Source organism: Geobacter sp. (assembly GCF_030834625.1).
Classification (GTDB): domain Bacteria; phylum Desulfobacterota; class Desulfuromonadia; order Geobacterales; family Geobacteraceae; genus Geobacter.
In genome coordinates this window covers 34,786-49,424 of sequence record NZ_JAUQXO010000019.1, presented here as the reverse complement: position 1 = coordinate 49,424, position 14,639 = coordinate 34,786, and the positions used below count along the sequence as shown (strand labels likewise).

The 14,639-nt window shown below is 66.7% G+C and carries 11 protein-coding genes; all 11 read left to right on the top strand.

The genetic code is table 11. The features are described from left to right. The first annotated feature begins 86 nt into the window (after positions 1-86). Positions 87-725 carry a hypothetical protein gene (locus RCH91_RS04350; RefSeq protein WP_306533330.1) on the top strand — a complete coding sequence of 213 codons (639 nt, stop codon included), beginning with the start codon at positions 87-89 and terminating at the stop codon, positions 723-725. Between the two features lies 1 nt (position 726). Further along, on the top strand, positions 727-1,017 hold the full coding sequence (locus RCH91_RS04345; protein ID WP_306533329.1) for a LysM peptidoglycan-binding domain-containing protein: 291 nt from the start codon (positions 727-729) through the stop codon (positions 1,015-1,017). Between the two features lie 3 nt (positions 1,018-1,020). Next, positions 1,021-2,166: a phage late control D family protein gene (locus RCH91_RS04340; RefSeq protein WP_306533328.1), complete on the top strand. Its 1,146-nt coding sequence runs from the start codon at positions 1,021-1,023 to the stop codon at positions 2,164-2,166. Further along, a complete protein-coding gene (locus tag RCH91_RS04335) occupies positions 2,167-2,982 on the top strand; it encodes a phage baseplate assembly protein V (protein WP_306533327.1) in 816 nt (271 codons plus the stop codon). It begins immediately after the preceding gene. A gap of 112 nt (positions 2,983-3,094) precedes the next feature. Beyond that, positions 3,095-3,664 carry a cupin domain-containing protein gene (locus RCH91_RS04330; RefSeq protein ID WP_306533326.1) on the top strand — a complete coding sequence of 190 codons (570 nt, stop codon included), beginning with the start codon at positions 3,095-3,097 and terminating at the stop codon, positions 3,662-3,664. Between the two features lie 76 nt (positions 3,665-3,740). Further along, positions 3,741-4,115, top strand: a complete 375-nt coding sequence (locus tag RCH91_RS04325; protein WP_306533325.1) for a GPW/gp25 family protein — start codon at positions 3,741-3,743, stop codon at positions 4,113-4,115. 4 nt (positions 4,116-4,119) lie between these two features. Next, positions 4,120-5,295, top strand: a complete 1,176-nt coding sequence (locus RCH91_RS04320; protein ID WP_306533324.1) for a hypothetical protein — start codon at positions 4,120-4,122, stop codon at positions 5,293-5,295. Further along, positions 5,292-8,558, top strand: coding sequence for a baseplate J/gp47 family protein (locus RCH91_RS04315; RefSeq protein WP_306533323.1), 3,267 nt, complete (start codon positions 5,292-5,294; stop codon positions 8,556-8,558). The genes RCH91_RS04320 and RCH91_RS04315 overlap by 4 nt, the downstream gene beginning before the upstream one ends. 12 nt (positions 8,559-8,570) lie before the next feature. Continuing rightward, positions 8,571-10,076, top strand: a complete 1,506-nt coding sequence (locus RCH91_RS04310) for a phage tail protein (RefSeq protein WP_306533322.1) — start codon at positions 8,571-8,573, stop codon at positions 10,074-10,076. Between the two features lie 177 nt (positions 10,077-10,253). After that, positions 10,254-13,214 (top strand): DUF6519 domain-containing protein, encoded by a 2,961-nt coding sequence (locus tag RCH91_RS04305; RefSeq protein ID WP_306533321.1) that lies wholly within the window; start codon positions 10,254-10,256, stop codon positions 13,212-13,214. Positions 13,215-13,252: 38 nt separating this feature from the next. Continuing rightward, positions 13,253-14,626: a DUF4157 domain-containing protein gene (locus RCH91_RS04300; protein ID WP_306533320.1), complete on the top strand. Its 1,374-nt coding sequence runs from the start codon at positions 13,253-13,255 to the stop codon at positions 14,624-14,626. The last annotated feature ends 13 nt before the right edge of the window (positions 14,627-14,639 follow it).

The window sequence follows — 14,639 nt, the reverse complement described above, 5'->3', positions numbered from 1 at the left end:
CTGGCTTCACCCACCCCCCAACCCCCTCCCGTCAAGGGAGGGGGAGCATAAAGTGTATTTGTCGGTTTCGGAGATGAGGTAACGCCATGCTCAACACCACCAAGGGGATGCTCATCGAATACGCCCTGTCGATCCCGCCGCTGGTGCTGGTCTTCGACTTCAACCCCCAGTCCCTTACCCGCTCCCGCACCATTACCCTGCGGACCGGCAGCGCCCCCGGCACCCGGGGTGGGTACGACTTCGCTCTCCCCACCGAGACGGCCCGGGTGGCTCAGGGGGTCACGGTACAGCCCGAGAGCTTCACCATGGATATCCTCCTGGACGCCACCGACCGGATGAATGATGGCGACCCCATCGCCACCGTGTTCGGCATCGAGCCGGAGCTGGACACCCTGCGCACCATGGTGGAGCCCAAGGCCCAGGGGCCCGGCGGGCTGCAGACCCTGGCGAGCCTCGGCCTCGGCGGCCAGCGGGCATTCCAGCGGAGCGAGTCGGCGTCGGTGTTGCTGCTGGTCTGGGGGACCCACATTCTTCCCCTGTTCCTCACCAGCATCCGCGTGACCGAGGAGGCCCACCTCCCGTCCCTGGTCCCCTACCGGGCGAAGGCGAGCCTCACCATGCAGGTCATCGAGGGGAACAACCCCTTCTACCAAGTGGAGAAGGTGCGGCAGGTGGTGGGTGCCGCCCTCAACACGGGACGCACCGTGATCGGAGGGATTTTCTGACATGTTCCAGAAGGGGAGCCGCTACGAGAAAACCGAGAAATTCGCGCCGTCCTCCGACGGGACCACGGTCTTCGCGGGGATCCGTCCCCGGGCCATGGGCCCCGCCACCGGGGTCGTGGAGCACGTGGTGAAGGCCGGCGACCGCCTGGACCTCCTGGCGCGCCACTACTACAACGACGACCGCCTCTGGTGGCGGATCGTCGACGCCAACCCCGACTTCCTCTATGGCGGCGACATGATGCTGGAGGATATGGAGGGACGGGTGATCCTGATACCGAAGGCGAAGGAATAGGGCATGATCCTGGACTTTCTGACCGCAAAACGGCGCGAGCCGGCCGAATGCATCATCCGCGTGGGGAGCGCCGGAGAGGAGATCGCCGACCTCTACCCCTTCCTCACGGAGGTGACGGTGGATGCCAGCCGGGCCGAGCCAGCGGTGGCGACCATCACCTTCGAGAGCCGCCGCGACGAGCAGGGGAAGTGGTTCGTCCAGGACGACGGGCGGCTCGCCCCCTGGGAGCCCATCGTCATCGAGGCGGCTTTTGGCAGCGACACCGAGGAGGTGATGCGGGGGTACATCCGGGAGGTTCGGGCCGACTACCCGGAGGATGCCGGGAGTGCCCGGGTCATCGTGGAGTGCCGGGACGACTCCCTGGCCCTGGACCGGGAGCATGTCCGGGAGGTCTGGGGAGGAGACGCCCCCACCGCCGACCAGGTGATCGTTCCGGCGATTCTCGGCAAGTACGGCCTTGCCCCGGACCCGGACAACGGCAGCGGCCAGACGGGGCTCGTCATCAACCAGGACGGGACCGACATCGAGTTCCTCCGGGGTCGCGCTGAGGCCAACGGCTACGACCTCATCTTCCGGGAAGGGATGGCCTACTTCGGCCCCATGCGCCTCGACGCGGAGCCCCAGGCGACCATCATGGTCTACGCTGGGGAGGATACCAGCGCCTACCGCTTCTCGGTCAAAGACGACGGCCACCAGGCCGACCAGGTAACCTTCGACCGGGCCGAGACCGCCGGGAGCGGCACTGTCTCCGAGACGGTGGACCCGGACCTCCCCCTTCTGGGGACCGAATCGGCCACGGGGGCCGGCAGTGGCCTTCCCGACTTCGCCTGGCGCATGAGCCGCCAGGGGGAGATGAGCGAAGACGAGTGGCGGGCCCGGGCCCAGCGCCGGGCCAACGATCTCTCCCTCCGGGTGAAGGGGGAGGGGGAGCTGGACGGCTCCCTTTACGGCCATGTGCTCCGGGTGGGGGAACCGGTGGGTGTGGACGGCGTGGGGGATCGGTACGGCGGCATCTGGTTCGTGGATACCGTCAAGCACCGGTTCAGCACCGAAGGGTACCGCCAGACCTTCAACCTTTTGCGCAACGCCTATGGCGACAACCTGGGAAGCGGCGCCGGCGGTGTGCTGGCCGGCGTTTTGGGGGGATAGATGGACGACCTGCTCCTGGAACTGGCGCGGCAGTACAGGAACCGCTATTACGGCAAGTACCGGGGGTTCGTGACCGACAACGACGATCCCGAGCAGCGGGGGCGGCTTCGTCTCATGGTGCCGTCGGTGCTGGGCGAAACCCCCACCGGCTGGGCCCTGCCGAGCCTCCCCTTCGGCGGCCTTGCCGACCAGGGGCTCTTCGTGGTCCCCGAGGTGGATGCCCAGGTCTGGGTGGAGTTCGAGGCGGGGAACGTGAACCTCCCCATCTGGACCGGCACCTTCTGGCAGGCGAGCGGCGACCCGCCAGCGGAGGCGGCCAAGTCTCCCCCCACGACCCGGGTGCTGAAGACCCCGTCGGGCCACGTTCTCCAGTTCGACGACGAATCGGGAGCCGAGAAGTTCCGCCTGGCCCATCCGGCCGGCACCGAGATGACTGTGGACGAGAAGGGGACGGTCATCGTGGCCGATGCCAAGGGGAACACCCTGACCCTGGACGCCGACGCCGGCCAGATAGTGGTGGAGGACAGCAACGGCAACACCATCACCATGTCGTCCAGCGGCACCACCATCGAGGACTCCAACGGCAACAAGGTGGAGATGGCCGCCTCGGGGATCACCGTGAAGGGTCAACAGGTGGTGGTGGAGGGGCAGACGGTCATGCTGGCGGGGCAGGGGGGCGAGCCGATCATCAAGGGGACGACTTTTCTTGCCACCTTCGCCGCCCACGTCCACCCGAGCGCCATGGGCCCCACCGGCCCGCCGACCCCCACGGGGGACATAACGAGTAATCTGTCCAAGAAGGTGATGACGTCGTAGACGCTCGTTTTCATCGATGGTGGGTAGAGCGAACGGGAGCCCTCGGCCCACTCTGGAAGCTTCGCTTCAAGTGTAGCGAATAGGGGGTGGGCAAAGAAGGAGATATCAACTTATGTTTAAGAAATGGGAGAGTAAGACAGACGCTGGAGTATCTCGCTATGAGTGCCAGACTGACATTATTGGGAAAGCACTTAATAGTTCGGATCACAATCTTGATGAGTTGATTCGACTGATGCGTGAGACAGGCGAATCAGCTGTCTACCTCTGTGGTACAAGACTTGATAATGACTATGGATTTGGCAGTAATGATCTCGGAACGGCAATCTCAGTTCTCCCGCAGGATGGACCTAAGGCAGCAGAACCTGGCTACCATCCCGGCAGCACAGAAGTTTATATCATATTCCAAGGCAGTCTTGTTATAGAAAGCCTAGATCGGATGTGCTTGAGGGCACATAATTATGGACAGTTCGATGTACTAGTGATTCCTCCTGGACAATGTCACAGGGTCCGAAACGAACCTGAGCGTCAGGCTGCATCCTTTATCGTGAAAACAAATCCACATCACAAACCTGGAGTGGTCCGGTGTAACGATTGCACATACTTTAACAAGCAGGATGATTGCCCAGTAAGAAGCAGTTGGCTTCACGAGAAAAAGGTACATGAAGACTCAACAAGTGCGTGAAGTATTAATGTCGAATTTATTTATGTAATTTGCGCACTCGATGTGCATAACGGACAGCGATTATTTGGAGAATTTCATGAACCGCCTGACCGATCCACCCTATATGGCCTTTCCGCTCCGCATCGGCGACCACGGTGCCGCCACTGCCGACCGCCGGTCCCACGTGCGGCAGCAGATCGAGCAGGTCCTCTTCACCAATCCCGGTGAGCGGGTCTTCCGCCCCGACTTCGGGGCCGGGCTCAAGCAGCTGGTCTTCGAGCCCAACGCCTCGGTCCTCTGGGAGATCACCCGCAAGCGGATCTCCTCGTCCCTGGCCGAGGCCCTCCGGGGGGAGGTGGACCCCAAGAGCCTGGAGGTGGACGTGAGGGGGGAGGGGGAGAAGCTCCTGATAACCGTTTCCTACGCCCTGGCTGCCATCGGCCATGCCGAGCAGCACGAATTCCTGGTGTGAAATCATGGCCGAGAACCCTACAAGCATACTGACCTTTGAAGGACGCTGCCCCGACTGCGCCGAGCGCCGGGTGGAGCTTCCCCAGCCCATTCCCGACCCTGGTGACGACTTCGACTGGCTCGCCCGGGACTACGACAGCTTCCGCCGCCTCATGCTCGAAGAGCTGGCGGGGCGGTTCCCGGAGCGGACCCGCTGGACCGCCGGCGACCTGGAAGTAGTCCTCGTGGAGGCCCTGGCCGCGGTCCTCGACCAGCTCTCTGACATGGCCGACCGGGTGGCGACGGAGGCATACCTGGAAACGGCGCGGCGTCCCGAGTCGGTGCGGCGGCTCCTCTCCCTCATCGGCTACGACGCCGCCACCGCTGCAGGGCTGGAAGACGATCCCCCCGCCACCCCCGACGGCAAGACCCGCCACCAGAAGCTCGATGAGCTCTGGCGCCGCAACCCCCACCTCATGGACCCGGCCCGCCTCGAAGGGCCCCGGGCCATCCACACCCAGCGGCGGATGGTGACCGTGGCCGACTACGCCGACCGGCTCACCGACCATCCCCTGGTGCTCAGGGCCAGCGGCTGGAGCGCCTGGACCGGCTCGTGGCCCACGGTCCGGGTGGCCACGGTCCTCTGGAACGACCATCCCCTCGACGAGGAGGGGATCATCTTTCCCGACGACCTGCGGGAGCGGGTCGAGGCGTTCCACCAGGAGCACCGGATCTGGGAACCGGTCTGGGAGCCCGAGCCCCCAACCATCCGGACCATCCTCCGCCCCTACCTGGAGGCCTGGCGCATGGCCGGCCAGGAGGTGGTGCTGGAGGATGCCGTGCCGGTGGGAATCAAGATGTTCATCTCCATCCGGGTGAGGGAGAACTACTTCCAGTCCGAGGTCCGCAACGCCGTCCTCCAGGCCCTCGGCATCGGGCCGGGGGGCTTCTTCGAGCCGGGGCGCCTCGGCTTCGGCGAAGACCTCTACGCCAGTGACGTCTTCCAGACCCTCATGTCCCTGGACGGGGTGGAGAACGTCTGCCTCAACCGCTTCAAGCGGTTAGGCGACCAGTTCCCGGACCAGACCGACACGGGGCGCATCCCGCTCCAGGGGCTCGAAATCGCCGTCTGTGACAACGACCCGCGCCGCCCCGAGCGGGGCTATATCAACCTCACCCTGACCGGAGGGCGCCGAGGATGAGCACCGGAACTGATCTCACCCGCTGGAACCGCGCAGGACTTCGCCGCTTCAGGTACGTGGACGGCAACGCCGTCACCTTCCTGGAGATGCTCCGGGCCGAGCTTGCCGACCGCTTCCCCAACTGGCAGGAGGTGACCCAGCTCCCCGTGGCCGAGACGGAGGGAGAGCGCCAGGAGCGGATGCTGGAGCAGTATCATTCCCCGCGCCGGGACTGGGCCTGGGAGATCGCCCGGGTCCTGGCCCGTTCTTCCTCCGTCCTGACCGAGCACCTTGACGCCTACGCCAACGAGGGGTTCCTGGGGACCGCCACCCAGTGGGACACGGTGCGGCGGCTGGTGGAGATGATCGACTACCATCCGGCTCCACCGGCCTCGGCCTCCACCCGGCTCGTCATCGAGGCGAAGGAGGCGGGGACCCTCCCGGCGGGCTTCGCCGTGAAGCATACCCCCCCTGACGGCAGTCCCCCGGTGGTCTTCGAGACCCTGGAGGAGCTGAAGGTGGACCCGCTCCTGAACGGGCTCCGTCCCGCCGAATACAACCGGAACCAGGAGCGATTGGGTGGCGACCTCCTTCTCCTGGAGGGGGAGGTAGAAGACCTCAAGACCGGCGAGCCCCTGGTCCTGGAAGACGAGCAGAGCGGGGTTCTCCGGGCCTACCTCATCGTGGGGACCCGGCTTGTGGAAGGAAACACCGAGGTGCGGGTCACCCCCCGGCTCTCCCACCGGCTCCGGAAGGGGTACACGCTCATCCATGCCAAGCCCGCCGAGCGTCTTGCCCCCATCGGTCCCGCAGCCAGGGGGGCCGAGCTGGAGCGAGTTCTCCGGCTGACCGAAGAGCCGGAGGGGCTCCTCCCCGGCATGGTGATCCACATCGACGACGGGGCAGAGGAACTCTACCGCCGGGTTTATTCCGTGACGGGGAAGCGGCTCGTCCTCGATACCGACGTGGGACCCCTGCGGCTCGACACGGCCCTGGTCGGCTACCCGTTCACCATCACGGTGACCGCCCAGGAAGAGCGTCCCGTTGACAACCCCGACGCCGTCATCTATGCCCTCCGGGTGGCCGGGGACTGGTCGCGGCTCGCCAACCGGCGGGTGGCCCAGGAGACCGTTGACGCCAACAAGCAGAAACATCTTCCGTTCTATACCGTGACGGCGGCCCGCTACCATCCGGCCGACAGCGACCACCCCCGTCGGGGATACACCATCCTGACCGTCTCGTGGCTGAAGAGCGACCATCCCTTCCCCCTGGACAATCCCCAGACCCTCCTGGTCCCGCCGGCCGTGGCCGGGCCGTGGCGGACCGATACCTTCCTGGAGAAGCAGGATGGCCACCTCCCGGATGCAATCGTCACCGGCAAACCGAAGAAAACCACGGCCGGCGACCTGGCCGTGGTGGTCATGGGGCAGCAGGCCTCCTGGGCGCGGCTCGCCTCGGTGAGCGTCGACCTTGACCGGGAGGAGGCGACCCTCACGGCGGAGGACAGCTGGGACGACCGGGGGGGCGGCGATTTCTTCCTCACGGAGACCACGGTCTACGCCCACTTCAAGGAGGCGCTCCGGACCGTGGCGTGGCAGGAGAACCGCCAGCCCGTGACCGGAAGCCGCATCCCCCTGGCTTCAGTCCCCGCGGCCCTGGAGAAGGGGCGCGTCCTCATGGTGGAGCGGACCGACGACGCCACTGCCGCCTTCTTCACGACGGTGGCGAAGATCGAAGGGACTATCCTGGTCCTGGCCCGGGACCTCCCTGCCGGATTCACCCGGGGAAACACCCTCATCGCCGGCAACGTGGTCCTCTCCGGCCACGGCGAGAGCAAGGGGGAGAAGGTCCTGGGGAGCGGCGACGCCACCCGGGCGAACCAGTCCTTCGTCTTCGCCGAGACAGGGGTATCCTTTGTGGCTGACCCGACCCAGCCCGCAGGCGTCAGGGCCGCCATCGACCTGTCGGTGGCCGGCCGGGTCTGGGAACAGGTGGGGAGCTTCGCCTCCTCGGGACCCACCGACCACCACTACACGGTGAGGATGACCGAAGCGGGGTACCTCCTGATCGCCTTCGGCGACGGGGTGCGGGGCCGCCGCCTCCCAACCGGCGCCAACAACGTGCGGCTCACTTTCCGCTCGGGAACCGGGCTTGGGGGAAACCTCCCGGCCGGGAGCGCCTTCAAGCCGGCCAAGCCCCACCGCCTGGTGGAGAAGGTGCGCCAGCCCATGGCCGCCACCGGCGGCAACGACCGGGAAGGGGTGGAGTCCCTGCGGGAGAACGCCCCGGCAACGCTCCTCACCCTGGAACGGGCCGTATCCCTCGACGACTTCGCCTGGCTGGCCATGTCCCAGAGCAGCGTCTGGCAGGCCCGGGCCTTCAGCCGCCCCACGGGGCTCGGGCGAAACGACAAGGTGGAGGTGGTGGTGGTCCCTGCCGGGGGCGGGGCGCTGGGGACCCTCGCCGCGACCCTCACCGCATTCCTCGTGGCCCACGCCGTACCGGAGGTGGAGGTGACGGTCCTCCCCTACGAATCCCGCACCTTCGCCATGGAGGTGCTCCTGACCGTGGATGCCGCCGCCTACAACCCCGATGTGGTGACTGCCGCCGTGAAGAGTGCCCTCCAGGACTCCTTCTCCCTCCAGAAGCGGAGGCTGGGGCAGTCCCTTTTCTTAAGCGAGGTCTACCAGGTGGTCGAAGGAGTGACCGGCGTGGAGCACTCGGTGGCGGTCATCAATGGCGACCGGACGGCGCGGCTTGTGGCTGCCGGCGACCGGGAGGTCCTCACCCTGGGGCAGCTGGTGGTCACGGTGGAAGGGGAGGCCGCGGCCGGCCCCTCGCCGGGAGAGGCCGCCGAGCCCGGGGTGCCGGTTCCCAAACAGCGGCTGGTGGGACGGCGGGGAGTGGGAGTCATCCAGGGGGTGGGGGCCCGCTACGGCGAGCTCCTCCGGGGAGCCGGCATCAGGTCCCTGAACGATCTGCGGGGCATCGACCCTGGTGATCTCTCCACGGTCGATATCCCAATGGTCAGGTTGTGGGAGTTCAAGACCAAGGCGGAGATTGTCGTGGGGCTCGCGGCGGACCGCACCCGCCTCTCGCCGCTCCTGAACCGCACTGTCCATGACCTGGCCGAGGCCTCCACCGCTGAACTGGCCCGGCTCACCGGCGAGGCGCCCGCGGCCGTGGACGAGCTGAAAGCGAAGCTTCGCCTCCTGCAGATCGCCCTGGACGAAGAGGTCTTCGCCACGGTGACCCTGCGGGAGTTGTTGAGCGAGCTGGATTAACCGGAGACAACCATGGCCACCGACAAACCGACAACCGCCACCGGCACGCAACTCTACGGCATCCTCCCCGAGGTCTACCGCACCCGCGACAGCGTGGAGTTCGGGGGCGAGGGGGACCTGGCGCGGTATCTCGATGCCTGCGGCGAGCTCCTTGACCGGATCCGCGCCACCCTGGACCAGCGCCTGGCCGACTCCTTCCCTGACAACCCGCCGGCGGGGCTCACCTGCCAGCCCTGGCTCATCCCCTACTTCGCCCAGCTTCTCGACGTGCGCCTCGTCTCGCCGGACGAGGAGGGACGGCGCGACGAGGTAGCCAATGCCGTGGCCTGGCGCCAGCGCAAGGGGACCCTCACCGCCATCGAGCAGATCGCCGAGGCGGTGGGGCAGATGGAGGTGGAGATCCAGGAGGGGTGGCGGCGGACCGCCGTCACACCCCGCATCGGCATGCCGCAGCTTCCGGCCGGGGCACTGGGGGAAGACCCCCTCTTCGACGATTTCCAGAATCATCCCCTCTGGGCGGCACGGCATCCGGACCTTCCAACGGCAACCGCCGATTTCCGCTACCCCACCCGGGCCATGGAGGTGGCGGTGGCCCCGGGCGAGTTCCCCTCGAACCCCGCTGCGAAGCTCACCACTTTTGCCGGCACGCCCGTCTGGTGGCGCCAGGTGAATCCCCATGGCGCCCCCTGCTTCCCCGGGAGCTTCGACGACGTCTCCCGCCGCACCGTCGATCTCCGCACCCCCGACTGGCGGCAGGGGCATATCCACCCCAAACGGGTGATCCTCTCCGCGCCGCCCCCCCTCGGCTTCTTCGAGCCGGGGCTCTTCCCGGTCCACACGGGGGACATGCTCCTGGACGTTGAGAAGGAGCACCTGCTGGAGGATCTCATCATCGACGGCACCCTCACGGTGACCGCCGGGACGCTGAGGCTCAGGCGGTGCGCGGTCCGGGCCCTTGAGGTTACGGTCCCTGCCGGGACCATGGAGGAGCCGGTGCTGGATGCCCAGGAGTGCCTCTTCGACAATATGGAGGTCCCGGGCCTCGCCCGCCTCGAATACTGCACCGTCCTGGGCCACTGCGAATGTGGCCGCATCCAGGCCAGCGACTCCCTCTTTGCCGGGCAACTGACGCTGGTGCCCGGGTCGAAGGAGAAGCCCCACTGCGTCCGGTTCTCCCGGGTTCCGGAGGGGGTTTTGACAACGGCGCTCCTCACTCACCGCAACACCACCGAACGGCCGGTTTTCTACGCCTTCGAGTTCGACGAAGGGGGAGAGGTGGTCCGCCGCACCGCCCGGTTCGGAGAGCCGGGGTGCGCCGTCCTCCATCCCGCTACCCCGGAGGCGGTCCGCTTCGGGGCCGAGGACGGCGGCGAGATGGGTGCCCACCACGGCTGGCGCTACAGCCTCCTCATGGCGGCGGTGCTGGACAAACTGAAGGAGTTCCTCCCGGTGGGGATGGAGGCGGTCATCGTCCCGGACCTCCGGCTGCACCGGCCGCCGTTTCCGCCGTGCGATTGAATTGACATCCTCGCAATAGTCCCCTCCCCCCTGGCGGGGGAGGGTTAGGGAGGGGGGGAGGCAGCCATGAAATCAGCAGGTTGCAGTTTCACCCACCCCCTGACCCCCTCCCGTCAAGGGAGGGGGAAAAGGCTTGTGCATGCAATGCCAATAGATTCCCACATACAGGGGTAGCCCATGAAAACTCAGATTTCACGTGACAGTTTCCAGCCGGACAAACGCTACACCGGCATCCACCAGCAGCAGGGGCGGGTGATCACCGACGCCGACTGGAACGAGCTGGTGGCCATCTGCCGGGAGCAGCTCCTTCAGGCCCTCGCCGACGTGGTCGGCAACGGCTCCCCCCGCACCGGCGCCGTTTCCATCACGGCCGACCGGAAGATCCAGCCCGGCGACCTCTACGTGGACGGCATCCGGGCGGAGCTGCCGGGGAGTGTCCCCCTGGTGGCCAGCGCCCAGCCCGACCTCCCCGGCTACCCGGCGCTCCCCGCCACGGGGCCCTACGTCGTCTACGCCGACGTGTGGGAGCGGGCCGTCACCTCCCTGGAGGACGGCACCCTGCGGGATCCGGGGCTCCACGGGGCCGACACCTGCACCCGCACCCAGACCATGCTCCAGGTGAAGAGCTGCCCCGAGGCGGTGAACCCCGAGACGGGCATCCCGAAGCGGGGGGACGCCACCCTGTCCCTCTCCCTCCACACGAACCTGGAGGCGGGGGACCCCTGCGACCCCTGCGCCGGCCTCATCGCCGCCGGCAAGGGGAGGGTCGGGAGCTACCTCTTCCGGCTGGAGGTCCACGCCGTGGAGGGGACGGCTGCAAACCCCACCCGCCTCATCCTCAAGTGGTCCGGCGAGAACGGGGCCGAGCAGTACGAGGCCCTCTCCGTGGAGAAGATGCCGCCGGGCTTCGTTGACACCAGCCATGTCTACGAGTTCCACAACCCCGCCACCGAGAAGCACCTGGGGATCTTCCTGGGGACGGGGTTCACGCCGACCCACGGCGCCATCAAGAGCACCTACGAGATCCCCGTGGCACCTCCCAAGGAGTTCGTGCGCCGCTGGGACGGCTTCTGCGAGCTGACCCGCGCGGGCTCGGTCTGGTCGCTGGTGACCGGTGTCGATAAGGGTGTGGCGCTCACCACGAGCGGCTCTCCTGCGGCCCCCGGTCACGTCATTCTCGGCTCGAGCATCCAGATAAACCTTGAGGCCCTGCAGCTTACCCTCGACCTCGCCGGCAAGACCTTTATGGCCGGAGACTTCTGGCTCGGCATGGTCCGGGAGGCGGTCCTCGATCCGGGCGATGCGGTGCTGACCGGCGCCGAGCCCCGGGGAATCGTTCACCACTACCTGCGCCTGGCCCGGGTCCAGGCCGACGGCACCGTGGTCCTCTTCGACAACGACGCCGACAAGCGGCGGCACAGCTTCCCCCCCCTCACCGACCTCCACGCCCACGACGTGGGGTACGTGACCACCTGCTCCAGCGGTCTCTTCGACGCCACCCACGACAACGTGGAGAAGGCCCTGAACCGGCTCTGCCAGCTGGCCGCCGAGCATATCGCCTACACCGCCGACTGCACGAAGGGGCTCTACGCCGGCTTTGTCGGCACTGTGAAACAGGCCCTGGACAAAATCTGCGAAATCCAGGCCTCCCACGTGGGATTCGCCAAGCCCTGCGATACCAGCATCTACCAGGGAAGCACCATCGCCACGGTGGAGGACGCCCTGAAGCTCCTCTGCAACGTCACGGCCGCGCAGATTGCCTACACGCCGGGGGGGGATTGCACCTTCCTCAACCAGCCGGGTATCGACACGGTGCAGGAGGCCCTCGATGCCCTCTGCGCCCGCTCCGCCGGCGGCGGGAGCGGCTGCCGGATCACCGTGGGGAAGGAGGGGGGACTCTTCGCCACCCTGGAGGAGGCCCTCAAGACTCTTCTCGACAAGGGCGTACGGGATATTTGCCTCTGCCTCCTGCCGGGGGACCATGAGTTTCCCGGGCAGCAGGTCGCGCCCAAGGACGACGGCGTCACCATCTGCCTGTCGGGGTGCGGCCACGGCACGCGGCTCCACCTTCTCAACGGGCCGATCCGCTTCAGGGCCTTCGCGGCGGTCTGCCTGTCGGACATGGAGGTCATCACCCACGAAGCGCCGACCGGGGCACTGGTCTTTGACCGCTGCGGGGACGTCTCCCTGAAGGGGATGGCGGTCTACGGGTTTGTCACTGACGGGTTTCTGGTGGGGTTCAACGACGTCCGGAGCGCAGCCATGCACGGCCTGGAGCTGGAGGCGTCGGGCCCTGCCAGCCTCGCCATTCCCTCCAAGCTGTTTGATCTCAACCCCACCCTCTTCGACCTCTACCAGGTGCCCGACCTGACCTTCTTCAACAGCAAGGTGCTTCTGGTGGCCCAGGCCGTGGCCGCTCTTTCGGCAGCGGAGCGCCGAACCCTCGCGGCACGCATCGACGAGCGGGTGAATGAATTGAGCTCGGCCCTTTCGGCCCGGGAGCGGCAGAGTTATGGGGAGCTGATGGCTCTCCTGCGTCAGCCGACCGTGAGCCCCGTCCAGCTAGCCGGGGTGCTCGGCAAGATCCGCGTGGAAGCGATTCGGGAGCATCCCGCCGTGGCCCTGGTTGTCGACGATGCCGCTGCCGACATGACCCTCGGGGAGTGCGACATCCTCGGCATCGTCACCCTCTACGGCACACAGCCGGCTGATCCGCTCCCCGACGATATGGTGAAGATCCTCGATACCCTGGTGAAGCAGGGAGGGGTCACGTTCGGCGGGGTCGGAACCACCTTCCGGGCCACGGGCTGCCGCGTGACCCGGATCGACGTCAGCACCATCATCCGGCAGCGGATTCAGGACATTGTCGCCAGCGGCGGCGGGACGATTCCGAACCTCTTCTCCTCGGCCCTGTTGAGCGAGCTGACGCTGCTGCGCGAGGACAACCAGATGGCGTTCCTGAACACGAGCCTCTCCTCGTCGGTCTTCGAGGTGGAGGCAAACCGCGCCGCGGTGGTGATGGGGAGTTCCGCCATCTACGTCGGCAACCGGGGGGAAGGGGAAGCGGTCATCATGAACATCACTCCCCAGGGACGCTCCCAACAGGCGGCCAATCTGGGGATATTCATCGCGGGGTAGGGGTACGGAGCCCAAACGGGAGAGGCGAGGGGGCAAACATGAAAACTTTCGCCGACAGACACAAAATCAGCCATGGGACAATTCGCAGGATGCCGGCCCTGCCGGCACCGTTGTGCGGCTCGCCCTGCCCGAGCCGGCAGGATGTGCGGCATATCCTCCGCGGCCCCAACCTGCAGCCAAAGCTCGTGGTTGGTGCTCCGGACGACGTCTTCGAGCGGGAGGCGGACCGGGTGGCCGACACGGTCATGCGGATGTCTGAACCCACAACCGGCGAATCCCCTGAGGAGGAAGAGGAAAAACTCGTCAGCCTCAAGACGGACGGGGGAGGGGAAGTACCTCTTTCCGACGATCTGGCTGACCGGATACACGCCCTGGAGGGGGGCGGCTCTCCCCTGGGCGAAGGGGAGCGGGCCTTCTTCGAGCCCCGCTTCGGTGCCGATTTCAGCCAGGTGCGGGTCCACACCGGCCCGGCGGCCGAGGAGGCGGCCCGGGCCCTCAACGCCCAGGCCTTCACCCTGGGGAGCGGCGTTGTCTTCGGCGCGGGGCGCTACGCTACCGGAACGGAAGATGGTATGCGCCTCATGGCCCACGAGCTCACCCACGTGGTGCAGCAGGGTGGGGGAGACGGTGAAGGGGATGCGATCCAGCGCGCCGTAGACTTCACGGCAAACTTTTCGGGAGTATCCCTGACCCCCAATCCGGGAGTCACCATCACCGGCGACGACTATGAGAATAATTATGCGGAGTTTTCTGCCGATGCGGACGTCACGGCGGTTGGCGATACCGCTGCGGAGCTGGACCAGTGGGACGTGGGGATCCTGCAGGACATGATCGTCAACTGGGAGCGGGAGTACTGGCGGCGGGACAATGCCGACGGCCGGGGACGTTTCGTGGAGCAGAAGTTCCGGCCCATCAACACCCGCTTCCGGGACCAGATGGACGGTGCAGCCACCGTCTGGTCGGCTGACGACGAGCACCAGGAACTGAGCGCCCTTCCCAAGACCCCGCGGGACGGCCGGCTGGAGGTGTCCACGACCATTTCCACCAGCGATGTCCCGGGGGGCGGCGACACGATCAACGGCGAGGATGTCACCGGCATGGATGCCTCGGACGGCACCGGCAACATCAACATCGAACGGACCGGCACCCGCTTCGACACTTTTATATCGGCCCACAACACGGTTACCGACGAATTCCGTCACCTCCGCAGGCTGAACTGGAACTACCAGAAATCCACCGATTTCAGCGGCTCGGGGGGAACGTTGAGTGTCGCTACGGAACGTACCGAGCTGGGGCGGCATGGGCCCCACAGGGCAGCGCCCGACGTCCCCCTTACCAGCGGCACAACCGCCAATGACGCCGTGGCTGATGACGGCAACTGGACCCGGCGGCGGGTGGACGGCTGGACGTGAAGATGATGGCCGC

Coding starts and splice junctions, on each gene's coding strand:
- RCH91_RS04330 (WP_306533326.1), top strand. CDS start 3,095: ATGTTTAAGAAATGGGAGAGTAAGACAGACGCTGGAGTATCTCGCTAT.
- RCH91_RS04305 (WP_306533321.1), top strand. CDS start 10,254: ATGAAAACTCAGATTTCACGTGACAGTTTCCAGCCGGACAAACGCTAC.
- RCH91_RS04300 (WP_306533320.1), top strand. CDS start 13,253: ATGAAAACTTTCGCCGACAGACACAAAATCAGCCATGGGACAATTCGC.
- RCH91_RS04350 (WP_306533330.1), top strand. CDS start 87: ATGCTCAACACCACCAAGGGGATGCTCATCGAATACGCCCTGTCGATC.
- RCH91_RS04345 (WP_306533329.1), top strand. CDS start 727: ATGTTCCAGAAGGGGAGCCGCTACGAGAAAACCGAGAAATTCGCGCCG.
- RCH91_RS04325 (WP_306533325.1), top strand. CDS start 3,741: ATGAACCGCCTGACCGATCCACCCTATATGGCCTTTCCGCTCCGCATC.
- RCH91_RS04340 (WP_306533328.1), top strand. CDS start 1,021: ATGATCCTGGACTTTCTGACCGCAAAACGGCGCGAGCCGGCCGAATGC.
- RCH91_RS04335 (WP_306533327.1), top strand. CDS start 2,167: ATGGACGACCTGCTCCTGGAACTGGCGCGGCAGTACAGGAACCGCTAT.
- RCH91_RS04320 (WP_306533324.1), top strand. CDS start 4,120: ATGGCCGAGAACCCTACAAGCATACTGACCTTTGAAGGACGCTGCCCC.
- RCH91_RS04310 (WP_306533322.1), top strand. CDS start 8,571: ATGGCCACCGACAAACCGACAACCGCCACCGGCACGCAACTCTACGGC.
- RCH91_RS04315 (WP_306533323.1), top strand. CDS start 5,292: ATGAGCACCGGAACTGATCTCACCCGCTGGAACCGCGCAGGACTTCGC.